The following is a 20897-nucleotide window of genomic DNA, read 5'->3' as shown; positions in this document are numbered from 1 at the left end:
AATACATGACCACCAAGACCGCCAAGCCCCGCCTTGCCTCGGGGATATCTCGCCTGCCGCTGCTGGCGGCCTGCGCCGCTCTGGTCGCCTTGCCGGCCGCCGCCCAGACATCGTCCGTCTACGGACCTTACAACGCCGACCTGCCGCGCGGCGGCGACGGGCTGGCCAAGCCGTTGGCGGGCAGTCCGCTGCCGGCCGAAGGGCCGTGGTCGCTGCAGGGCTGGATCTCGCCGGCGACCGCCGCGGCCGGCCGGGTGGTCGTAGCCGGGGTCGGCGATCCGGCTACTGGCGGCCGGTTCATCGGACTGCAAGACGGCGGGCCGGCTGTCTGGGCCGGCGCATCGACCGTGAAGGGATCGGCGGCGCTGAAGCCGGGGACCTGGAGCCACGTGGCGGCGGTGTCGGACGGGACGACGGTGGCGCTCTATGTCGATGGGACCAAGGTCGCCGAAGGGCCGGCGGCGCCGGTCGCTCCGGCCGCCACCGTCCAGCTGGGCCCGCGCAAACTGGCCGGCGCGGCGCCGTTCGGCGGCAAAGTGGCGGGCTTCACGGCCCAGGCCTCGGCCCTGACCCCGGCGGCGCTCAGAACCTTGGCCTCCACCCAGCCGGACCCCGACCTGACGGTGTACGAGTCAGGCAGCCCGACCTGGCCGGTGCAGGTGCGCCAGATGTACGGCCAGGTGTCGCCGCAGGACGCCTGGACCCGTCCGAAAGGCAAGGCGCCATTCTCCAAGCCCGTCGCCGTCGCGCCCTATGCCGGCCCGGCCCTGGTCGCCGCGCCGACCACGGAAGGTGCAGAGGCCTGGACTCTGAAGCGCTGGTCCCTGGCCGAGGCGCCGAAGGTCACGGACGCTGGGACAGCGCTGTCAAAACCTGGCTACGACGCCAGGACCTGGTACACGGCCACCGTCCCCGGCACGGTGCTGACCACCCTGGTCGATCGCGGCGTCTATCCCGACCCTGACTACGGCCTGAACAACACCGCCATTCCGGAGCGCCTGAACAAGCAGGACTACTGGTACCGCAGCGAGTTCGTCGCGCCGGCCAACCAGGAAGGTCGCCACCAGCAGCTGATCTTCAAGGGGATCAACTACGCCGCCGAGGTCTGGCTGAACGGCGAAAGGCTGGGGGAGCTGAAAGGCGCCTTCATCCGTGGCCAGTTCGACGTCACCGGCAAGCTGAAGCCCGGCGCCGCCAACGTCGTCGCCATTAGGATCTCGCCGCCGCCGCATCCGGGCCTGGCGCACGAGGAATCCCTGACCGCCGGGGTCGGCGAGAACGGCGGCATGCAAGCCCTGGACGGGCCGACCTTCATCGCCAGCGAAGGCTGGGACTGGATCCCCAGCGTCCGCGACCGCAACACCGGCCTGTGGCAGGACGTGGTGCTGCGCTCCACCGGCCCGGTGCGGATCGGCGACAGCCATGTGGTCACCACCCTGCCTCAAGTGGCGGGCCAGCCGGACAACAGCGTCGCCGAGGTCGAGATCACCGTGCCGGTCGAGAACCTGACCGACGGGCCAGTCCAGGCCACGGTCCGCGCCGCCTTCGACACGGTCGCCGTCGAAAAGACCGTCACCCTGGCGCCGGGCCAGGGCGAGGTGGTGTTCAGGCCCACCGACTTCCCACACCTGTCGGTCAAGAACCCTAAGCTCTGGTGGCCCAACGGCTATGGAGCCCAGACCCTGTATGGCCTGCGCTTGCTGGCCTCGGTGGACGGCAAGGCCTCCGACCAAAAGGACAGCCGCATCGGCCTGCGACAGATGACCTACGAGCTGTCGCTGATGGATTCGCACGGCGAGCTGCGGCGGGTCGAGGTCGACTACGCCAGGGCCCGCCAGCTGGGCCAGGACATCACCGACGGCAGCCACGAGGGCGTCCGCAAGGTGACCGACGGTTGGGCCACCTCGCTGACCAAGGTCGGTGAAACCTCGCCGGCGGTCCGTGACGTGCCCGACACGGGCCTGACGCCCTACCTGGTGATCAAGGTCAATGGCGTGAAGATCGCCGCGCGGGGCGGCAACTGGGGCACGGACGACTGGCGCAAGCGCGTATCGCGCGAACGGCTGGAGCCCTATTTCCGCCTGCACCGCGACGCCCACCTCAACATCATCCGCAACTGGGTGGGCCAGAACACCGAGGACGTCTTCTACGACCTGGCCGACGAGTACGGCCTGCTGGTGCTGAACGATTTCTGGGCCTCGACCCAGGACTTCCAGCTGGAGCCGCAGGACGTGCCGCTGTTCCTGAAGAACGTCGCCGACGTGATCAGCCGCTACCGCAACCACCCCTCGATCGCCCTGTGGTTCGGCCGCAACGAGGGCGTGCCGCAGCCGATCCTCAACGAAGGCCTGGAGGCCCTGGTCCACGACCTGGACGGCACGCGCTGGTACACCGGCAGCTCCAACCGGGTGAACCTGCAGAACAGCGGGCCCTACAACTACCGCGAGCCGGAGACCTATTTCACCGAGCACGCCAAGGGCTTCTCGGTCGAGGTGGGCACGCCCTCGTTCCCCACCCTGGAGGCGTTCGAGGCCGCCGTGCCCGCCCCCGACCGCTGGCCGATCAGCGACACCTGGGCCTATCACGACTGGCACCCGACCGGGAACGGCGACACCAAGACCTTCCTGGACGCCATGGCCGCCAAGCTGGGACCGGCCACCAGCCTGGAGGACTTCGAGCGCAAGGCCCAGCTGATGAACTACGAGACCCATCGGGCGATCTTCGAGGGCATGAACCAGGAACTGTGGACCAGGTCGTCGGGGCGCCTGCTGTGGATGACCCAGCCGGCCTGGCCCTCCACCATGTGGCAGATCCTCAGCCACGACTACGACACCCACGCCGCCTATTACGGAACCCAAAAGGCCGCCGAGGCCGTCCACGTCCAGATGAGCCTGGCCGACTATCGGCTGGCCGTGGTCAACAACGGTCTGACGCCGATCACCGGCGCCAGCCTGCGCGCCCGGGTCGTGGGCCTGGACGGCAAGCCGCTGGCTGACCGTGTCGCCAAGATCGACGCGGCGGCCAACGGCGTGACGCTGGGCCAGGTGCTGGACCTGTCGGAGCCGCTGGCCCAGGGCGCGGTGGTCGTACGGCTGGACCTGACGGCCGCCGACGGCGCGCCGCTGTCGAGCAATCTCTACTGGGTGGCGCGCGACGCGCAGGGCGAACGCCAGCTGTCGGCCATGACGCCCCAGCCGGTGTCGATCAGGGCCACCGGCGGCAAGGTGCGGCTGGGGGCGGACGCCGAGACGGTGGTCACCGTAAGCCTGGCCAATGCCGGCGCGGCCCCAGCCCTGAACGGCAAGCTGACCCTGGTCGACGCCAAGGGCGCTCGGATCTTGCCCGCCTACTATGCCGACAACTATGTCTCATTGCTGCCGGGCGAACGCCGGACCGTCGAGATTCGCTATCCAGGCGAGGCGAGGGCGGGCGCGAAGGTGGAACTGCGGGGCTGGAACCTGGTCCCCGCCAAGACGGAGGTACGCTGATGCTGGATCGTCGCACGCTGTTGGCGGGCGGACTCGCCGCCGCTCCGGGCCTGGCCCTGGCCCAGACCGCCGCGGCTCCATCGGCGCCGAGCCCGGAGGACCTGCGGCTGCGCACCGACTGGCCGTTCCTGCAACGTTACGCCGCCGAGAACGCCGTCGATCGCGACCTGCCGCCCGAGCGGCGGCGGGTGGTGTTCATGGGCGATTCGATCACCCAGGGCTGGCGCGACGCCCATCCGGCCTTCTTCACCGACAACGGCTTTCTCGGCCGCGGCATCAGCGGCCAGGTGACGGCCCAGATGCTGGTGCGGTTCTGGCCGGAGGTGGTGACCCTAAAGCCGGCCGCCGTGCACATCTTGGCCGGGATCAACGACATCGCCCAGAACGCCGGGCCCTACGATCTGACGGCCACCCAGGCCAATCTCCAGGCCATGACCACCCTGGCCCAGGCCAACGGGATCGCCGTGATCCTGGCCACGGTCATGCCGGCGTTGGACTTTCCCTGGCGCCCCGGCCTGGGGCCCGTGGCCAAGGTCCGAGCGCTGAACGCCTGGCTGACGGCCTATGCCGCCGAGCGCGGCGCGGTGCTGGCCGACTACACTCGGGTGCTGGATGACGGGATGGGCGGCATGAAGCCGGGCTTGGCCTATGACGGGGTTCATCCGACCCGCGAAGGCTACGCCGTCATCGAGCCGGTGACCCTGGCTGCCGTCACCTCGGCCCTGACTCGGGCGTGACCTAAAAGCTGCACCGACAAATTCCCTCCGGAATCCGTTGTCCCGAGTTGACAGCGCTGTCGGTTGTCCATAGGTTGAAGCTACCGGCACTCCAGAAAAAGCCGGAACTCCACGGGAGGATGCGCACGCATCCCTCAAACTCCGCGTCTTGGCTCGTTCGGCTCCGCTGATCGAGAACGAGAACTGCTGCCGCACATCAGGGGAATGCTAAATGACCACAAAGTGTTACCGATCGCGCACGGCTCTGCTCTGCGCCGCCTCGGCCATGGTGCTGCTGAGCGCCAGCCAGGCCCTAGCCCAGGCCGCGCCGGCCCAGAAAGAGGAACCATCCCAGGTTGATGAAGTCGTCGTCACCGGTTTCCGGGCCTCGCTGGCGAACGCCCTAAATTTGAAGAAGAACTCGGACCAGATCATCGAGTCGATCACCGCCGAGGACATGGGCAAGTTCCCCGACCAGAACATCGCCGAGTCGCTGCAGCGCCTGCCGGGCGTCCAGATCGACCGCGAGAACGGCCAAGGCACCAAGGTCCGCATCCGGGGCCTGGACCAGAACATCACCCTGCTGAACGGCGACACCTTCCTGTCGGGGCTGGAAGCCTTCCGCCTGGGCGAGGGCAACCTCAAGCAGACCAATTCGCTGGAAGGCATCCCGTCCAACCTGTTGGCCGGCGTCGACGTGATCAAGTCGCCCCAGGTCGACCAGCTGGCGGGCGCCCTCGGCGGCACGGTCAACCTGAAGACCCGCCGGGCGCTGGACATGAAGAACGACCTGACCGTGGCGCTGGACGTCGCGGGCAATCAGGGCTCGACCGACGGCAAGCTGAAGCCGAACCTCTCGGCGGTGATCGGCTATAAGATCACGCCGAACTTCGGCCTGCTGGGCAGCGTCACCTACGACGAGAGCTGGATCAACACCGAGGTGCTCAGCGGCGAGAACCGTGGCGGCTGGGCCTATCTGAACCGTCCCACCGCGACGGGCAACAACCAGGTCCAGACCGGCACGACCAACATCTGGTCGCCGGAATACCGCTACAGCAACAACCGCCACCAGGAGCGCAAGCGGACCGCCTTCTCGCTGAACGCGGACTGGAAGGTGTCCGACACCTTGAGCCTGACGGCCGACTGGTTCCACTCGGACCTGAAGATCTTCACGGGCGAGCACTCGCTGAAGTGGGCCTACGCCAACGAAAACGCGATGTATAACTCGCAGGGCCTGGTGAAGAGCAGCAACGACGTGCTGCAGTCGGGCACGGTCACGGCCAACTCGTCGGAAGGCGACACCTTCGCCAAGAACGCCAGGGCCAAGACCGACAACGTGCAGTTCGCCCTCGACTGGGCAGGCACGGAGCGCCTGAGCGGCAAGGTCCGCGCCGCTTGGTCCAAGACCGACTACAAGTCCACCTCGGGCCAGGTCGACACGCGCTACACCCAGTACACGGTGCGTGACGGGATCGCGGGCTTCGCGCCCAATTCCACCGCCCCGGCGACGGCGACCTACAGCTTCACCAACGGCGCCTATCCGATGTTCACGCCGGCGGCCAACCTAGCCACGGCCATGACCACGCCGAGCTCGGTGTTCTTCAAGTCGCACTGGGCGTTCGGCGACAAGTCCAAGCTGGACAACAAGGCCATCACCGGCGATCTCAGCTGGCGTCCCGAGTTCGGCGAAGGCGCCAACATGGTCCTGACCGGCGGCCTGCGCTACTCGGAAAACAAGGTCACCTCGGACTATGGTCGCTATCTGGCCGACCTATCGGCCAAGGGCGAGCTGCCAGCCAGCGCCCAGGGCACGACCGACCACGGCGTGTTCGTCGACTGGACCCCGCTGGGCTACTTCATGGACGGCGCCATCGGCCTGAAGAAGTGCGACATCGCCTTCTACGGCTGTTCGCGCTTCGGCGACTCCCCCGCGGTGATCACCCCGTACCAGACCGCCGCCACGGCCCCGAGCCGCGCGGTCACCGACAACGTCCACGGCGTCAACGCGATCTTCCAGGACTACGGGCAGATGAAGAACCCGGCGAACTGGATCCAGGCCCTGTATCCATCGACCAAGTTCGCCTTCTACCGCGACCCGATCGAGTCCTTCAAAATCAAGGACCAGACGACCTCAGGCTATGTGATGGCCGACCTGGGCGACGACGGCTACCACATCAACGCCGGCGTCCGCGTGGTGCACACCAAGCTGACCATCGACTCGTCCAACACGCCGGTGACCCCGCTGTGGTGGGGCACCGACAGCTGGAACGGCATCCTGAAGAACCCGGACAACGCCCGCACGGTGCGCGAGTACACGGACGTCCTGCCGCAGCTCAACGCGGTGTTCAACATCACCGACCAGGACAAGGTGAGGGCCAGCGGCGCTCGCGTCGTGGCCGCCCAGAACCTGTTCGATCTGGGCCAGGGCGCGTCGTACAACTTCACCCGCTCGTCCACCCCGGGGCCGAACTTCGACAAGTTCCTCTACACCAACGGCAGCGGCGGCAACCCGGACCTCGACCCGTTCCGCGCGTCGCAATTCGACCTGGCCTGGGAGCACTATTTCGGCGGCCAGGGCCTGGTTTCGGTCGGCGTGTTCTACAAGAGCGTCGACTCGTTCATCGTCCCCGAGACCTTCCCGGTGACGGTGAAGGACCAATCGGTGGCCGGCGCCACGACCGGCACGTTCACCTCGGTGGTCAATGGCGAAGGCGGCGAGATCAAGGGTCTGGAAGCCCAGGCGCAGTACGCGTTCGAGAACGGGTTCGGCTTCACCGCCAACTACACCTACTCGGACTCCAAATCGCCTGAGTTTAGCGACTTCTCCGACGACCTGCCGATTCCCGGCGTCTCCAAGCACGCCTTCAACCTCCAGGGCTATTTCGAGCGTGGACCGTTCCAGGCCCGCATGTCCTACGCCTGGCGCGACAAGTCCTATCTGGGCGGCTTCAGCTTCGGCTCCGGAGCCGACACCCACAAGCTGGAGATCCGCAACGAGGCCTATGGCCAGCTGGACGGCCAGATCGCCTACGACGTCACCGAAGACCTGAAGGTGACGCTGGAGGGCTCCAACCTGACCAAGGAGGACAACAAGGCCTACCTGCAGTTCTCCGACCTGCCCTTCCGCTTCGTGTCGGGCGACCGCCGCGTGTCGCTCGGCCTCCGCTACCGCTTCGGCCGCTAGCCGGAGAAAGGCTCGGCCATGGCCCCGACGGGCCATGGCCGCCGCCCTTGAGCGTCGCCGCCGCCCGGCCCAGGATCGCCGGGCGACGGACCTCATCAAGTTGAAGGGACAGCGGGATGTCGGACGGAAACTGGATCCAGACTATCGTCATCGTTGGCGGCGGAAGCGCCGGATGGATGACCGCCGCGGCCCTGGCGCGAGGCCTCGACCGTCGCTATCGCATCCATGTCGTCGAATCCCAGGACATCGGAGTGGTGGGCGTCGGCGAAGCCACGATCCCGCCGATCCGCCTGTTCAACGCCATGCTGGGCCTGGACGAGGCCGAGTTCATGCGCGAGACCCAGGCCACCTACAAGCTGGGCATCCAGTTCCGCGACTGGGGCGCCGTGGGCCAGTCCTATTTCCATCCGTTCGGCGTCTATGGCGTCAACGCCGAGCTGGGCCACTTCTTCCAATACTGGCTGAAGCTGAACACGGAAGGCGCCGACCTCGACCTGGCCGACTACGCGCTGTGCGCCCAGGCCGCCAAGGCCGGCCGGTTCGACCGGCAGAGCGACGATCCGCGCGACCCGATGTCGACCTTCGGCTTCGCCTACCATTTCGACACCATCCTCTACGGCCAGTACCTTCGCCGGTTCGCCCAGAAGCTGGGCGTGGTCCGCACCGAGGGCGAGGTCGTCCAGGTCGACCAGAACGCCGAGACGGGCTTCGTCACCGCCCTGCGGCTCAAGTCCGGCCAGGTCGTCGAGGGCGACCTGTTCATCGACTGCTCGGGCTTCCGCGGCCTGCTGATCGAACAGACCCTGAAGGCCGGCTACGAGGACTGGTCCGACCTGCTGCCGATGGACCGCGCGGCCGCCGCGCCCTGCGGCCTGTCCGGCCCGCTGTCGCCCTACACCACCTCGACGGCCCGCGAGGCCGGCTGGCAGTGGCGCATCCCGCTGCAGCACCGGGTCGGCAACGGCTACGTCTATTCCAGCCGCTTCATCTCGGACGACGACGCGGTGGCGACCCTGACGGCTAATCTCGAGAGCAAGCCCCTGGCCGAGCCGCGCCTGCTGCGGTTCAACACCGGCCGCCGTCGCAAGGCGTGGGACAAGAACGTCGTCGCCATCGGCCTGTCCAGCGGCTTCATGGAGCCGCTGGAGTCCACCAGCATCCATCTGATCCAGGCCAGCATCAACAAGCTGCTGCAGCACTTCCCCGACCGGTCGTTCTCGCCGGCCAACCGCGATGTCTACAACCGGCGCATCCAGATCGACATGGAGACGATCCGCGACTTCCTGGTCCTGCACTACAAGGCCACGGTGCGCGACGACGCGCCCCTTTGGTCGTATGTGCGCCAGATGCCGATCCCGGACTCGCTGGCCGAGCGGATCGCGTTGTTCGAGGAGCGCGGCCAACTGGTCATCCATCCCGACGAGATGTTCACTCCCACCTCATGGCTGGCGGTGCTGCTGGGGCAGGGCGTGCGGCCGCGATCCTATTCGCCGCTGGTGGCCGGCCAGGACAGCCGGGCCATTGCCGAAGGCTTCCGCAACATGAAGACCATGATGGCCCGCCGCATCGAGGCCATGCCCAGCCACGTCGACTACCTCAAGCGCCACCGCATGTGGGCCGCGGAGGCCGCGATGGCCTGACCCGGCCCGCGCCGGTTCTTCGCGTCGTCAACAGGGAGGATGCCAAGGTAGCGTTATCAAATCAGACTGGACAGCGCTGTCAATTCGTGGTGCAGTCAGAGGGCATGAAGAGGGGCGCCGGCCTCCATCAGGAAGGAAACACCCAGAGACCACGCTGGCGCGCCCGAATGGCGAGCCGCGTCCTTCATCATTCCGATCCGTCCCGTTCCAGCGCCGACCTGCCGGCGGGGGCGACGCGCCGTCATCCTATCCCTCAGGCGCCGGCGCGACTGGATCCCCGTCATTCGGGGGCTCTCGAAACTCCGGCGCGACGACGTTCTCCCCGTCGCGCCGGTTCTTTCCCGCGCAATGTCAGCCCGCCGTCGCCGGGCTGTTTCCCCGAGGTGTTGAATGACCGTCCGCTCCCGTCGCCAGGCGATTTCGGCCCTGCTCGCCTCGACCGTGGTCGCTTCGGCCGCCCTGACGGGGACATCGACGCTCGCGCAATCGAGCCCCGGCACCGCCCATCCGAACCAGTGGCCCGCCGCGGCCAGCCCGGCGGCGATCACCGACGCCAAGACCGAGGCGTTCATCAGTGAACTGATGGCCAGGATGAGCGTCGAGGAGAAGGTCGGTCAGACCATCCAGGGCGACATCGCCTCGATGACTCCAGCAGACCTGGAAAAATACCCGCTGGGCTCGATCCTGGCCGGCGGCAACTCGGCGCCCGGCGGCAACGACCGCGCCCCGCCCCAGGCTTGGACCGACCTGATCGACGCCTATCGCAAGCAGGCCCTGACCGCCCGGCCGGGTCACGTGCCGATCCCGATCCTGTTCGGCATCGACGCCGTGCACGGCCACAACAACATCGTCGGGGCGACGATCTTCCCGCACAACATCGGCCTGGGCGCCATGCGCGACCCGGCCCTGATCCGCCGCATCGGCCAGGCGACGGCCGAGGAGGTGGCGGCGGCCGGCGGCGACTGGACCTTCGGGCCGACGGTGGCCGTGCCGCGCGACGACCGCTGGGGGCGCAGCTACGAGGGCTATGCCGAGGACCCGGAGGTGGTGAAGTCCTATTCCGGCCCCATGACCCTGGGCCTGCAGGGCGAGCTGAAGTCCGGCCAGACCCTGGGCGCGGGCCACATCGCCGGCTCGGCCAAGCACTTCCTGGCCGACGGCGGCACCGAAGGGGGCAAGGATCAGGGCGACGCCCAGATTCCCGAGGCCGAGCTGGTCGCCCTCCACGCCCAGGGCTATCCGCCCAGCATCGACGCCGGCATCCTGACGGTGATGGCCTCGTTCTCCAGCTGGAACGGCCAGAAGATCACCGGCAACAAGACCCTGCTGACCGACGTGCTGAAGGGCCGCATGGGCTTCCAGGGCTTCGTGGTCAGCGACTGGAACGCCCACGGCCAGCTCGCCGGCTGCACCAACACCAGCTGCCCGCAGGCGATCAACGCCGGGCTCGACATGTACATGGCCCCCGACAGCTGGAAGGGCCTGTACGACAACACCCTGGCCCAGGTGAAGGCCGGCCAGATCCCGATGGCGCGGCTGGACGACGCCGTGCGACGGATCCTGCGGGTCAAGGTCAAGGCCGGGCTGTTCGAGCGGGTGGCGCCTACGGTGCAGGGCCGCTTCGATCGCCTGGGCGCGCCCGAGCACCGCGCCATCGCCCGCGAGGCGGTGGCCAAGTCGCTGGTCTTGCTGAAGAACGACGGCGTGCTGCCGGTCAAGCCGGGGGCTCGGGTGCTGGTGGCCGGGGCGGCCGACGACATCGGCAAGGCCTCGGGCGGTTGGACCCTGACCTGGCAGGGCACGGGCAACAAGAACGGCGACTTTCCGCACGGCCAGTCGATCTGGGGCGGCCTCGATCAGGCGGTGAAGGCCGCCGGCGGCCAGGCGGAGCTGGCGCCGGACGGCAAGTTCGCCGCCAAGCCGGACGTGGCCATCGTGGTGTTCGGCGAGGACCCCTATGCCGAGTTCCAGGGCGACGCGACCCACCTCGGCTACCAGCTGGGCGACAAGCGCGACCTGGCCCTGCTCAAGCGGCTGAAGGCGCGGGGGATCCCGGTGGTGTCGGTGTTCCTGTCGGGGCGTCCGCTGTGGGTGAACCCCGAGATCAACACCTCGGACGCGTTCGTGGCCGCCTGGCTGCCGGGCAGCGAGGGCGGCGGCGTCGCCGACGTGCTGGTGGCCGGTCCGGACGGCAGGCCCAAGCGCGACTTCCAGGGCCGGCTCGGCTTCTCCTGGCCCAAGCGGGCCGACCAGGGTCCTCTGAACCGCGGCCAGCCGGGCTACGACCCGCAGTTCGCCTACGGCTACGGCCTGTCCTACGCCAGGCCGGACAAGGTCGGGGTCCTGCCGGAGGATCCGGGCAAGGTGGCGGCGGCGGGCAGCGTCGACCGCTATTTCGTCGACGGCCGGGTGGCCGCGCCGTGGCGGATGGACTTCGTCGGGGCCGGTTCGGTCAAGGCGATCGACGCCGGCGCCCAAGAGAACGCCCGCCAGGCGACCTGGACGGGGCAGGGCATGCTGGCCATCCATGGTCCGGCGGCGGACCTGTCGCGCCAGACCACCGGCGACATGGCGGTGAGGGTCCGCTACCGGATCGACGCCGCCCCGACCGGCCCCGTGACGATGAGCATCGGCTGCGCCGACGACGCCTCGTGCGCGGGGACGATCGACGTCACCGCCGCCGTCAAGGAAGCGCCGCTGAACCAATGGCAGGACGTGAAGATCAAGCTGTCGTGCTTCCAGGCCGCCGGAGCGAAGATGGACCATGTCACCGCGCCTTTCGTGGTCGGCGCGAGCGGACCGTTCTCGCTGTCGCTGACCGAGGTGCGGCTGGCCTCGAACGAGGGCGACGCGGTCTGCCCGAAATAGGGCCCTGGCCGGTTGCCGGCGGGCTTGGCTATAGTCGCGCCATGTCCCGCACCACGCCCGCCACCCTCGCCCTGACCAAGGCCGGGGTCGAGTTCACCGTCCACGCCTATACCTACGATCCGGACGCCGACAGCATCGGCCTGGCCGCCGCCGAGGCCCTGGGCGAGGACCCCGGCCTGGTGCTCAAGACCCTGATGGCCCTGGTCGACGGCAAGCCGGTGCTGGTCATCGTCCCGTCCGACCGCGAGGTGGCGATGAAGAGGCTGGCGGCCGCGGTCGGCGGCAAGTCGGCCCAGATGATGAAGCCGGCCGACGCCGAGCGGATCAGCGGCTACAAGGTCGGCGGCATCAGCCCGTTCGGCCAGCGCAAGCCGCTGCCGGCGGTGATCGAGGCCGACGCCCTGGCCGAGACCTACGTCTATATCAATGGCGGCCAGCGCGGCCTGCAGGTGCGGCTGGACCCGAACGCCGCGCGCGACGTGCTGAAGGCGGCGGCGGCCCAGGTGTCGTCCTGATCCGCCTCTCCGGCCAACGGATTCAGGACGCGGGCCGATACCGCATCGCCACGTCGCAGCGTTCGTAGCGGCCGCCGAACAGCGCCATGATCTCGGCGTCGTGCTGGAAGCCCAGCTTCTCGTAGAGGTGGATGGCCGCCGCGCACTTGCGATTGGTCAGCAGGTACAGCCGGTCGGCCACGCCCATGGCCTTGGCCCGCTCGATCGCCGCCGCCAGCAGGAACTCGCCGACCTTGCGGCCCCGTGCGGCCTCCAGCACACCCATCTTGGTCAGCTCGAACCAGCCGTCCTTCATCCGCATGATCGCGCAGGTTCCCACCACGCCCAGGTCCGGGGTCTGGGCGAACAGCACCGCCCCGCCCTTGTCGACGATCAGGCCGCGCGGGTTTTCCAGCAGCCTGACGTCGTTTTCCTCCAGCGAGAACATTTGCGAGATCCAGGCGGCGTTGATCGCGTAGAACGCCTCGGTCAGGTCGTCGGAGAAGTCTCGCACGCTCATGGCGGGGGGCGTCGCCATGACCCGATCCAGCAGCGATCGGCGGTCCAGTTCGGCTTCGATCCTGGCGAACTCTCCCAGCAGGGCGGCGTGGCGGCCGCCGCACAGCGAAACGGCGGCCGCCTCGACTCTCGGCCATAGCTCGCGCTCCAGCCGGTCCATCAGGGCCTGGCCGTCCGGGCTCAACGACAACAGCTTCTGGCGCTGGTCGCGGCCCTCGCGGCTGACATCGATCAGGCCCTGCTCGATCAGCGCCTGGATGGCGCGGGTGGCCGTGGGCTGGCTCAGCCGCAGGTGCTGGGCGACGCCGCCCACGGTCTGCGGTCCTTGCCGGCGCAGCACGGCCAGAAACTGCTGCTGGGCGGGCTGGATCGGCAGATCCAGCGCCTGGAGCGTGGCGGCGGCGTCGGCCTGCAGCCGATCGGCTAGGCGCTTGAGCCGGCTGCCCAGGAAGGTCACGCCCAGATCGGCGAGGGTGTCGGCGGTCATGGTCAGGCTCGTCAGCTAGGAAGCATGTCAAGCTATATACATAGCTATATATAGGAATTGGCAAGCACGAAGTGGACCGCTGGGCGACGCCGCCTCCAACGCCGTTCGGCCCGCACGGCGTTCGTTGAACCGTGTCCGGACGGCAACAAGGCGAGCCCTGAGTTGTCGTCCTCGTCGCGACCCGCTTGTCCGTCGCCTCGGATCATGAGATCAGCGCCTCCCGATCCACGCTCCGGAAGAAGCCGCCGCCGCATGACCTTGAACGCCGCTCAGCCATACAAGCCACCGATCCCGGTGCGATGGCGCGCGTCGTGCGAGCCGCGCCCGCTTCGTCCGCAACACGCCCACCGCTAGCGACGGCCGCCCCGGCCGTCGCCGGGAGCTATCGATGACCACCCTCGTTCTGGCCAAGGCGACCGAGCTCGCCTCGCCCCTGCTGCGCCTGATCGCGCCCGCCTATGCGGACGTGCTGGCCGCGTTGTGGCCCGCGCCTCACACCCCGTTCGTCACCGCGCCGACCGCGCGGCGGCACCTGATCTGCCTGATGCTGGCGACGGAAAGCGACCGCCGCGCATCGGTCGATGTCGGCCTCCTGCTCGAGGCGCCGTTGCGCAAGGCCGTGCGCCTGGTGCTCGATCCGGCCCCCGAAGGCCTTGTCCGGGCGCTGGAGCGGCTGGGCGAGATCGCCTGGGCGGCCGAGGACTATCGCGTCCTCGTGGCCCTGCTCGCCGATCCCAAGCCGGCCAAGACCCTGCGCCACGCCGAGCGGATCGACCCGCTGCAGGTGCGGACCCTGGGCACCTTGCCGCGCCCGCTGCGCGACGCCGGCGGTGCGGCCGTGCGGGTCAGCGCCGCCCAGGCCAAGCTGCTGGCCGAAGCGCATGCGCTGCTCGCCCGCCGCCTGCCCGAAGCCGTCCTGGCCGAACGGGTCGCGGTCTGGACCCGGGCCCCGAACGCCAAGACGCTGTTCAACCTGGTGGCCGACGACTTCCGCCGCGAGCTGCCCAAGCTGCCTCATCCGGGTACGGAGCGTCTGCGGCCGCTGGAGACGGTGGCGGCAATTCGCGACGCCGCGCGCCGCTATCGCAACTGCCTGGCCAATTATGTCGACGCCGCTGTCGACCGCCGCTGCGCGATCTACGAATGGCTGCCGGCCCCCGGCGCGGTGATCGAGCTGACGCCGGATAGCTATTTCGGCTGGCGGCTCGATCAGGCGCGGCTGGAGAACAACAAGGCGGTCGATGATGTCACCCGCGCGGCCATCATCGAGGAACTGCGGGGCATGAACATCCATGTCGGCCGCAGCGCCTGGCAGATCCGCCACGCCCTGGAACGCGCCGGCTCGCCGAACTTCGAGCTGGAGTCGGAGGACGCGGCGATCGCGGACTATTTCACCGACGATTGAGGTGGGCATGAACGCAAGGGTGGTGAGATATATAATTGCAACTATTTGGACTCGGTGACATGATCGTCCGAAATCGGGGACGCGACGGCGCGGCGGTTCTCGCGCCCAGGGGACCATGACATGACAAGGCTTCGTCGTGTCGCCGCCCACGCGGTGGCGTCGATCGTGTTCGCAATCGCGACCTTATGCATCTTCGGCGTATCCCAGGCCGCCGCGATCGGCGCCGAAGTGATGCTCGTCAACGCCCAGACCGGCAAATGTCTGACCATCGCGGGCGGGGAAAGCACCGACAACAATGTCGACACCGTGCAGTTCAACTGCGACAGCCACCCGTCGCGGCGCTGGATCCTGAATCAGGTGGCGGGCGCCGACATCTACCAGATCCGCAACGTGCGAACGGGAAAGTGCCTGACGATCGCCGGCGGCCGCACCACCGAGAACAACGTCACGGCCCTGCAGTACAACTGTGATGGCGACCCGTCGCGAACCTGGCGGATCACCGACGTCGGCGGCAATGGTCTCCATCAGATCCGCAACGTCCAGACCGACAAGTGCCTGACGATCGCCGGCGGGCGGAGCACCGAGAACAACGTGACCGGCCTGCAGTACAACTGCGACACCGACCCCTCTCGCCGCTGGATCCTGCGGCTGAAACTTCAGCGGCTCGGGGAGTAGACAAGGCCGAGATCCGGCCCATTCCACCGCCCACCCTGGCGACGCCGGGATGAGCGGAGAGAAGAAGAGCGGGAAGGTTCTAAACGTCCACCTCGGCGTCCAGCGCGTTCTCCTGGATGAATTCCCGGCGGGGCTCGACCAGGTCGCCCATCAGGCGGCTGAACATGTCATCGGCGTCGTCGGCGTGGTTGACGCGGACCTGCAGCAGGGTGCGGGCCTCGACGTCGAGGGTGGTTTCCCACAGCTGGTCGGGGTTCATCTCCCCCAGGCCCTTGTAGCGCTGGATCGACAGGCCCTTGCGGCCGGCGTCCAGCACCGCGCCCACCAGGTCCAGCGGGCCGCGCACGGTGGTCGACCTGTCCTTGCGCCGGAAGACCGCCGAGCCTGAGAAGATGTCGGCCAGGGCCCCGGCCCGTTCGGCCAGGCGGCGGGCGTCGGCGGCGTGCAGCAGGCCGTCGTCCAGAACCACGCTTTCGGTCACGCCGCGGCGGACGCGGGTGAAGACATAGGCGGTGTCGCCACGCTCGCCCGACCACGGGCCGTCGCCTTCCTCCGCATACAGATCAAGGCGCTTGGCGGCGGCGGCGATGTCCGGCTTGTCGCCGAACAGGCCGGCCAGGGCCGCCTGCTCGATGGCGAAGGCGGGGGCGCGTTGCGACAGGCGGTCGATGTTGCCCTTGGCCTGGCGGCACAGCTGGACCAGGGCCAGCAGGTCCTGGCCGGTGCGGCGCTCGCCCGACGGCAGGTCCAGCTCGGCCCCGTCGACGCCTTCGTCGACCAGGAAGGCGTCCATCTCGGCGTCGTCCTTCAGGTAGCGCGACGACTTGCCCTTGGCGGCTTTGTAGAGCGGCGGCTGGGCGATGTAGATGTAGCCGCGCTCGATCAGCTCGGGCATCTGGCGATAGAAGAAGGTCAGCAGCAGGGTGCGGATGTGGGCGCCGTCGACGTCGGCGTCGGTCATCAGCACGATCTTGTGGTAGCGCACCTTGTCCGGGTTGAAGTCGTCGCGGCCGATGCCGGCCCCCAGGGCGGTGATCAGCGTGCCGATCTGGTCGGACGACAGCATCTTGTCGAAGCGGGCGCGCTCGACGTTGAGGATCTTGCCGCGCAGGGGCAGGACGGCCTGGTTGTCGCGGTTGCGGGCCTGCTTGGCCGAGCCGCCGGCCGAGTCGCCCTCGACGATGAAGATCTCCGACTTGGCCGGGTCGCGCTCGGAGCAATCCGCGAGCTTTCCTGGCAAGGAAGTGATGTCGAGCGCGCTCTTGCGGCGGGTCAGTTCGCGGGCCTTGCGGGCTGCCTCGCGGGCGGCGGCGGCCTCGGCGATCTTGCCGACGATGGCCTTGGCCTCATTCGGGTGTTCCTCGAACCAGGTGGCCAGGCCTTCCTGCACCAGGCTTTCGACAGCGGGGCGCACCTCGGACGAGACCAGCTTGTCCTTGGTCTGCGAGCTGAACTTGGGGTCCGGCACCTTGACCGACAGTACGCAGGTCAGGCCTTCGCGGGCGTCCTCGCCCCCGACATTGACCTTTTCCTTCTTGGTGATGCCCGAGCTTTCGGCGTAGCCGGTGATGATGCGCGTCAGCGCGCCGCGGAACGCCGACAGGTGCGTGCCGCCATCCCGCTGCGGGATGTTGTTGGTGAAGCACAGCATGTGCTCGTGATAGCTGTCGTTCCACCACAGGGCGAGGTCGAGCTCGACCTTGTCCTTGCGGCCGCGGATGACGATCGGGGTCTTCAGCAGCGGTGTCTTGGCCTTGTCGAGGTGGCGCACGAAGGCCTCGATGCCGCCCTCGTAGTGCAGCTTCTCGACCCACGGCTCGGCGTCGCGGTCGTCCTTGAACCAGATGGTCACGCCCGAGTTCAGGAAGGCCAGCTCGCGCAGGCGGTGCTCCAGCGTCTTCCGGTCGAACTCGATGAAGGCGAAGGTGTCCTTGGACGGGAAGAAGGTCACCTCGGTGCCGGTCAGCACCTCGCCGGCCTTGGGGCCGTCGGCGCGGATGGGCGAGTCGCCGGTCACCTTCAGCGAGGTCACTGCGTCGCCGCGCTCGAAGCGCATCTGGTGGCTGTGGCCGTCGCGGTGGATCTTCAGCTCCAGCCAGTCGCTGAGCGCGTTGACCACCGAGACGCCCACGCCATGCAGGCCGCCCGAGACCTTGTAGCTGTTCTGGTCGAACTTACCGCCGGCGTGCAGCTGGGTCATGATGACCTCGGCCGCGCTGACGCCCTCGCCCTCGTGGATGCCCACCGGAATGCCGCGGCCGTCGTCGGTGACCGTCACCGAGCCGTCGGCGTTGAGGATCACCTCCACCCGGGTGGCGTGGCCGGCCAGGGCCTCGTCGATGGCGTTGTCGACCACCTCGTAGACCATGTGGTGCAGGCCCGAGCCGTCGTCGGTGTCGCCGATGTACATGCCCGGACGCTTGCGCACGGCGTCCAGGCCCTTGAGCACCTTGATGGAGTCGGCGCCGTACTCGCCGGTCATCACCTCGGGGGTCGACATTTCCGAACCGTCGGCGGTGGTGAGGTGGTCTTCGGGCTGGCCCTTGGTCTCTTCGGTCATACGTCTTCCAATGCGGTCAGGCCGAGTTCGCTGACGCGAACGCCCAGAGCCCGACCTTTCAGATGGTCGAACAGCGACTCGTCGGTGCCTGTCAAAAAAGCCTGCAGGCCGAGCGCCGTGATTTCGTCGGCCAGGGCGGCCCGCCTTTTCAGGTCGAGATGCGCGGCGACTTCGTCGAGCAACAATATAGGATTCGGCGCGTCCTTCGCACGCGAAAGTCGCGCGGCCTGGGCCAAAACCAGGTTCAGAATCAGCGCTTTCTGCTCTCCCGTCGAACATTCGGCGGCGGGACGGTCCTTATCGACGTGGTGGATGGCCAGATCGCCCCGGTGCGGACCGGTCAGGGCGCGTCCGGCGGCCCCGTCGCGAGGGCGGGCGGCGGTCAGGGCGGCGGCCAGCCGGGCCTCGATTTCGGGCGTCTCGACGCCATCCAGCGCCATCCTCTCCCACTCGCCGGCCAGGGTCAGGCGGGCGCGGGGGAAGGGGCGGTCGCCGCGGCCGTCGATCTCGGCCTGCAGGGCCCTCAGCGTCCGGGCCCGGGCCGCCGCCATCAGGGCCCCGGCCTGGCCCAGCCGGGCCTCCAGGGCGGCCAGCCAGATGGCGTCAGCCGGCTGGCCGGTCTCGGCCGCGTCGGTCAGCAGGCGCATGCGCTCGCGCTGGGCCTTGTCGTAGGCGTTGGCGTGGCGGGCGTGGTCGGGCTCGCCGGCGAACACCAGGCGGTCGAAGAACTTGCGCCGCTCGCCGGCCGCCTCGAGGAACAGCCGGTCCTGGGCCGGGGTCAGCCAGATCGGGCGGACATGGTCGGCCAGGCGTCCGGGCGGGACGGTCTCGCCCTCGATGCGGACCACGCGGCGGGCCGCGCCGGCCAGCTCGACGCCGGTCCCCAGCCGCACCGGCGCGTCGTCGCCGGCCTGGGCCTCCGCGGCGACGGCCCAGGCGCGGCCCCCGGCCTCGCCGGGCAGCCGGCGGCCAACTTCGGTCAGGCCGGCGCCCCGCAGGCCCTTGCCCGGCGACAGCAGGCTGATGGCCTCCAGCAGGTTGGTCTTGCCCGCGCCATTGGCTCCGAACAGATAGACGCTGGCCCCCTCCGGACGCAGCCGCGCGCGCTCGTACGAGCGGAAGTCGGTCAGGGTCAGCGAAAGGAGGGCGGCGCGGCTCACCCGCGCCTTCTAGCCTATTCGGGCCGCAGGTCTAAATCGGCGATCAGCCCAGGTCGCGTCGGCGGCCGATCGCGGCGTGAGCCATCAGGCGGGCGGGGTGGCGCAGGGCGTGGGCCATGTGCGGCCCGGCCACCAGGGCCAGCGCCCAGGCGGTTCCGCTGAAGACGATGGCGGCGATGCGGTCCCAGCTGGTGCGCATGGCGGGCTCCTTGCGATGCGCATCTGCTGTGCGCCTCGATCGTGGCGGAGGCGGGTTGGGACGGCGGCGGAATCTGGGCCTCGGCCTAGAGCCCCGACCTGACTGTGTCAGGCCGAGGCTCTAGATATTTGTTTTAACGCATTTTCTGACGACGAACCGGTCTCCACTTCGTCGTAAAATGCTCTACCGCTCCTGGTCGGTCGAGCGCATCAGGATCTCGTTGATCATCACATGCGGGGGCCTGGAGACGGCGTAGAGGATCGCGTCGGCGACGTCCTCGGCGGTCAGCTGGCGCATGGCCTCGGCCGACTTGTTCACCGCGGACTGCACGGCCGCGACGGCGATGTGGTCGCGCAGCTCGGTGGCGGCCATGCCGGGGGAGATCACGGTCACCCGGATGTTGTCCTTGTGGACCTCCTTGCGCAGCGCCTCGGAGAAGCCGGCCACGCCGAACTTGGTGGCGGAATAGGCCGCGGCCATCGGATTGGCGATATGGGCGGCGGTCGAGGCGATGTTGACGATGTGGCCGTCCTTGCGGGCGGTCATGCCGGGGAGGGCGGCCTGGGTGGCGGCGATCAGGCCCAGCAGGTTGAGCTCCAGCATCGACCGCCAGCGGGCGAGGTCGGCGGTGGCCACCGGCTCCAGGTACATGACGCCGGCGTTGTTGATCAGGATGTCGAGCCGGCCGAAGGCGGCCTCGGTCTCACGGACCGCGCGTTGGGCCTCGTTCTCGTCGGTGAAGTCCGCGACGATCACCAGGGCCTCGCCGCCCAGGGCCTCGATACGGCCGGCCAGGTCGCGCAAGCGGTCCTCGCGGCGGGCGGCCAGGGCCACCTTGGCGCCGACCCTGGCCAGGCCCAGGGCCACGGCCTCGCCAAAGCCCGACGACGCGCCGGTGACCAGGGCCACGCGGCCGCTCAAATCCTTGCTCATGGGATGCTCCTCGTCGGCGCCGGAAGCGCCGGCCGAGGATATAGGGTCTTGGACCCCGGTCGGCATCAGGTCGGGGTCAGCCGAACTTGTAGCCGCACAGCTTATTGCCATCCAGATCGCGGAAATAGGCGAAATAGGCCCCGGGCATCCGCTCGCCGGGCCCGCCCTCGCAGGTCCCGCCCAGTTCGATGGCCTTGGCGTGGAAGGCGTCGACCGCCTCGCGGCTCTCGAAGTCGAAGCCGCCCATCGTGCCGTTGCCGACGCAGGCCGGCTGGCCGTCATAGGGGCCCAGCACCCCGAACAGGCCCGTGCCCTTGCCGCGATAGAGCCGCCCGCCCGAGGGATGCTCGTAGACGCCGGTCATGCCGATCGAGCCGAGCAGGGCGTCGTAGAACGCCTTGGCCGCCTCCAGCCTGTTGGACCCCACCGTCATGTAGCTGACCCTGGCCATGCCCGCCCCTCCCGTCTTCTTATGAAACGGAGGCTAGCACGGGAGGCGATACGGGCAAGGACCTCCTATTTCGCCCCGGTTCGCGCGCAAGTCGTCGCAGGAACCGGAAGTTGCTTGC

The 20897-nt window shown here is 68.7% G+C and carries 14 protein-coding genes; 8 read left to right on the top strand and 6 right to left on the bottom strand.

Going from position 1 to position 20897, the window contains the following annotated elements:
- The first annotated feature begins 5 nt into the window (after positions 1–5).
- The 6 genes from EV278_RS01915 to ybaK all read left to right on the top strand — a co-directional run bounded on the left by EV278_RS01915 (position 6) and on the right by ybaK (position 12411).
- On the top strand, positions 6–3488 hold the full coding sequence (locus tag EV278_RS01915) for a LamG-like jellyroll fold domain-containing protein (RefSeq protein ID WP_132086107.1): 3483 nt from the start codon (positions 6–8) through the stop codon (positions 3486–3488).
- Positions 3488–4225 carry an SGNH/GDSL hydrolase family protein gene (locus tag EV278_RS01910; RefSeq protein WP_132086105.1) on the top strand — a complete coding sequence of 246 codons (738 nt, stop codon included), beginning with the start codon at positions 3488–3490 and terminating at the stop codon, positions 4223–4225. The genes EV278_RS01915 and EV278_RS01910 overlap by 1 nt, the downstream gene beginning before the upstream one ends.
- A 211-nt stretch (positions 4226–4436) precedes the next feature.
- Entirely contained in the window at positions 4437–7388 is a 2952-nt protein-coding gene (locus tag EV278_RS01905) for a TonB-dependent receptor (RefSeq protein WP_243692039.1), read from the top strand.
- Between the two features lie 116 nt (positions 7389–7504).
- Positions 7505–9028 (top strand): tryptophan halogenase family protein, encoded by a 1524-nt coding sequence (locus EV278_RS01900; protein ID WP_132086103.1) that lies wholly within the window; start codon positions 7505–7507, stop codon positions 9026–9028.
- Positions 9029–9418: 390 nt separating this feature from the next.
- Complete coding sequence (locus EV278_RS01895) at positions 9419–11896, top strand: exo 1,3/1,4-beta-D-glucan glucohydrolase (RefSeq protein WP_132086101.1); 2478 nt, start codon at positions 9419–9421, stop codon at positions 11894–11896.
- A gap of 41 nt (positions 11897–11937) precedes the next feature.
- The gene (ybaK, locus tag EV278_RS01890) at positions 11938–12411 is read left to right on the top strand and encodes a Cys-tRNA(Pro) deacylase (RefSeq protein WP_132086099.1); all 474 of its coding nucleotides are present in this window, start codon (positions 11938–11940) and stop codon (positions 12409–12411) included.
- A gap of 22 nt (positions 12412–12433) precedes the next feature.
- Here the strand turns inward: ybaK and EV278_RS01885 are convergent, their stop codons facing one another.
- A complete protein-coding gene (locus tag EV278_RS01885; RefSeq protein WP_132086097.1) occupies positions 12434–13396 on the bottom strand; it encodes a bifunctional helix-turn-helix transcriptional regulator/GNAT family N-acetyltransferase in 963 nt (320 codons plus the stop codon).
- A gap of 388 nt (positions 13397–13784) precedes the next feature.
- Here EV278_RS01885 and EV278_RS01880 point away from each other — a divergent pair, with 388 nt between their 5' ends.
- A complete protein-coding gene (locus EV278_RS01880; RefSeq protein WP_132086095.1) occupies positions 13785–14801 on the top strand; it encodes a hypothetical protein in 1017 nt (338 codons plus the stop codon).
- Between the two features lie 120 nt (positions 14802–14921).
- Positions 14922–15476, top strand: coding sequence for an RICIN domain-containing protein (locus tag EV278_RS01875; RefSeq protein WP_132086093.1), 555 nt, complete (start codon positions 14922–14924; stop codon positions 15474–15476).
- Between the two features lie 79 nt (positions 15477–15555).
- Here the strand turns inward: EV278_RS01875 and gyrB are convergent, their stop codons facing one another.
- The 5 genes from gyrB to EV278_RS01855 form a co-directional block, all read right to left on the bottom strand.
- Positions 15556–17976 carry a DNA topoisomerase (ATP-hydrolyzing) subunit B gene (gene gyrB, locus EV278_RS01870; protein ID WP_132086310.1) on the bottom strand — a complete coding sequence of 807 codons (2421 nt, stop codon included), beginning with the start codon at positions 17974–17976 and terminating at the stop codon, positions 15556–15558.
- A gap of 56 nt (positions 17977–18032) precedes the next feature.
- Positions 18033–19196 carry a DNA replication/repair protein RecF gene (recF, locus tag EV278_RS01865; protein WP_132086091.1) on the bottom strand — a complete coding sequence of 388 codons (1164 nt, stop codon included), beginning with the start codon at positions 19194–19196 and terminating at the stop codon, positions 18033–18035.
- 43 nt (positions 19197–19239) lie between these two features.
- Positions 19240–19395 carry a hypothetical protein gene (locus EV278_RS23875; RefSeq protein WP_165916494.1) on the bottom strand — a complete coding sequence of 52 codons (156 nt, stop codon included), beginning with the start codon at positions 19393–19395 and terminating at the stop codon, positions 19240–19242.
- Between the two features lie 183 nt (positions 19396–19578).
- Positions 19579–20328 carry an SDR family NAD(P)-dependent oxidoreductase gene (locus EV278_RS01860; protein WP_132086089.1) on the bottom strand — a complete coding sequence of 250 codons (750 nt, stop codon included), beginning with the start codon at positions 20326–20328 and terminating at the stop codon, positions 19579–19581.
- Positions 20329–20404: 76 nt separating this feature from the next.
- A complete protein-coding gene (locus EV278_RS01855) occupies positions 20405–20779 on the bottom strand; it encodes a VOC family protein (RefSeq protein ID WP_132086087.1) in 375 nt (124 codons plus the stop codon).
- Positions 20780–20897: the final 118 nt, after the last annotated feature.

The organism is Caulobacter sp. BK020 (genome assembly GCF_004342605.1).
Lineage (GTDB): Bacteria > Pseudomonadota > Alphaproteobacteria > Caulobacterales > Caulobacteraceae > Caulobacter.
Note: the sequence above shows the minus strand (reverse complement) of the source record. Positions and strands in the feature narration are given on the sequence as shown.

Bases quoted from the DNA above. Each gene is read 5' to 3' on its own strand.
- EV278_RS01860 (WP_132086089.1), bottom strand. From the start codon at position 20,328: ATGAGCAAGGATTTGAGCGGCCGCGTGGCCCTGGTCACCGGCGCGTCG.
- EV278_RS01855 (WP_132086087.1), bottom strand. From the start codon at position 20,779: ATGGCCAGGGTCAGCTACATGACGGTGGGGTCCAACAGGCTGGAGGCG.
- EV278_RS01915 (WP_132086107.1), top strand. From the start codon at position 6: ATGACCACCAAGACCGCCAAGCCCCGCCTTGCCTCGGGGATATCTCGC.
- EV278_RS01880 (WP_132086095.1), top strand. From the start codon at position 13,785: ATGACCACCCTCGTTCTGGCCAAGGCGACCGAGCTCGCCTCGCCCCTG.
- EV278_RS01875 (WP_132086093.1), top strand. From the start codon at position 14,922: ATGACAAGGCTTCGTCGTGTCGCCGCCCACGCGGTGGCGTCGATCGTG.
- ybaK (WP_132086099.1), top strand. From the start codon at position 11,938: ATGTCCCGCACCACGCCCGCCACCCTCGCCCTGACCAAGGCCGGGGTC.
- EV278_RS01900 (WP_132086103.1), top strand. From the start codon at position 7,505: ATGTCGGACGGAAACTGGATCCAGACTATCGTCATCGTTGGCGGCGGA.
- EV278_RS01885 (WP_132086097.1), bottom strand. From the start codon at position 13,396: ATGACCGCCGACACCCTCGCCGATCTGGGCGTGACCTTCCTGGGCAGC.
- EV278_RS23875 (WP_165916494.1), bottom strand. From the start codon at position 19,395: ATGCGCACCAGCTGGGACCGCATCGCCGCCATCGTCTTCAGCGGAACC.
- EV278_RS01910 (WP_132086105.1), top strand. From the start codon at position 3,488: ATGCTGGATCGTCGCACGCTGTTGGCGGGCGGACTCGCCGCCGCTCCG.
- EV278_RS01895 (WP_132086101.1), top strand. From the start codon at position 9,419: ATGACCGTCCGCTCCCGTCGCCAGGCGATTTCGGCCCTGCTCGCCTCG.
- gyrB (WP_132086310.1), bottom strand. From the start codon at position 17,976: ATGTCGACCCCCGAGGTGATGACCGGCGAGTACGGCGCCGACTCCATC.
- EV278_RS01905 (WP_243692039.1), top strand. From the start codon at position 4,437: ATGACCACAAAGTGTTACCGATCGCGCACGGCTCTGCTCTGCGCCGCC.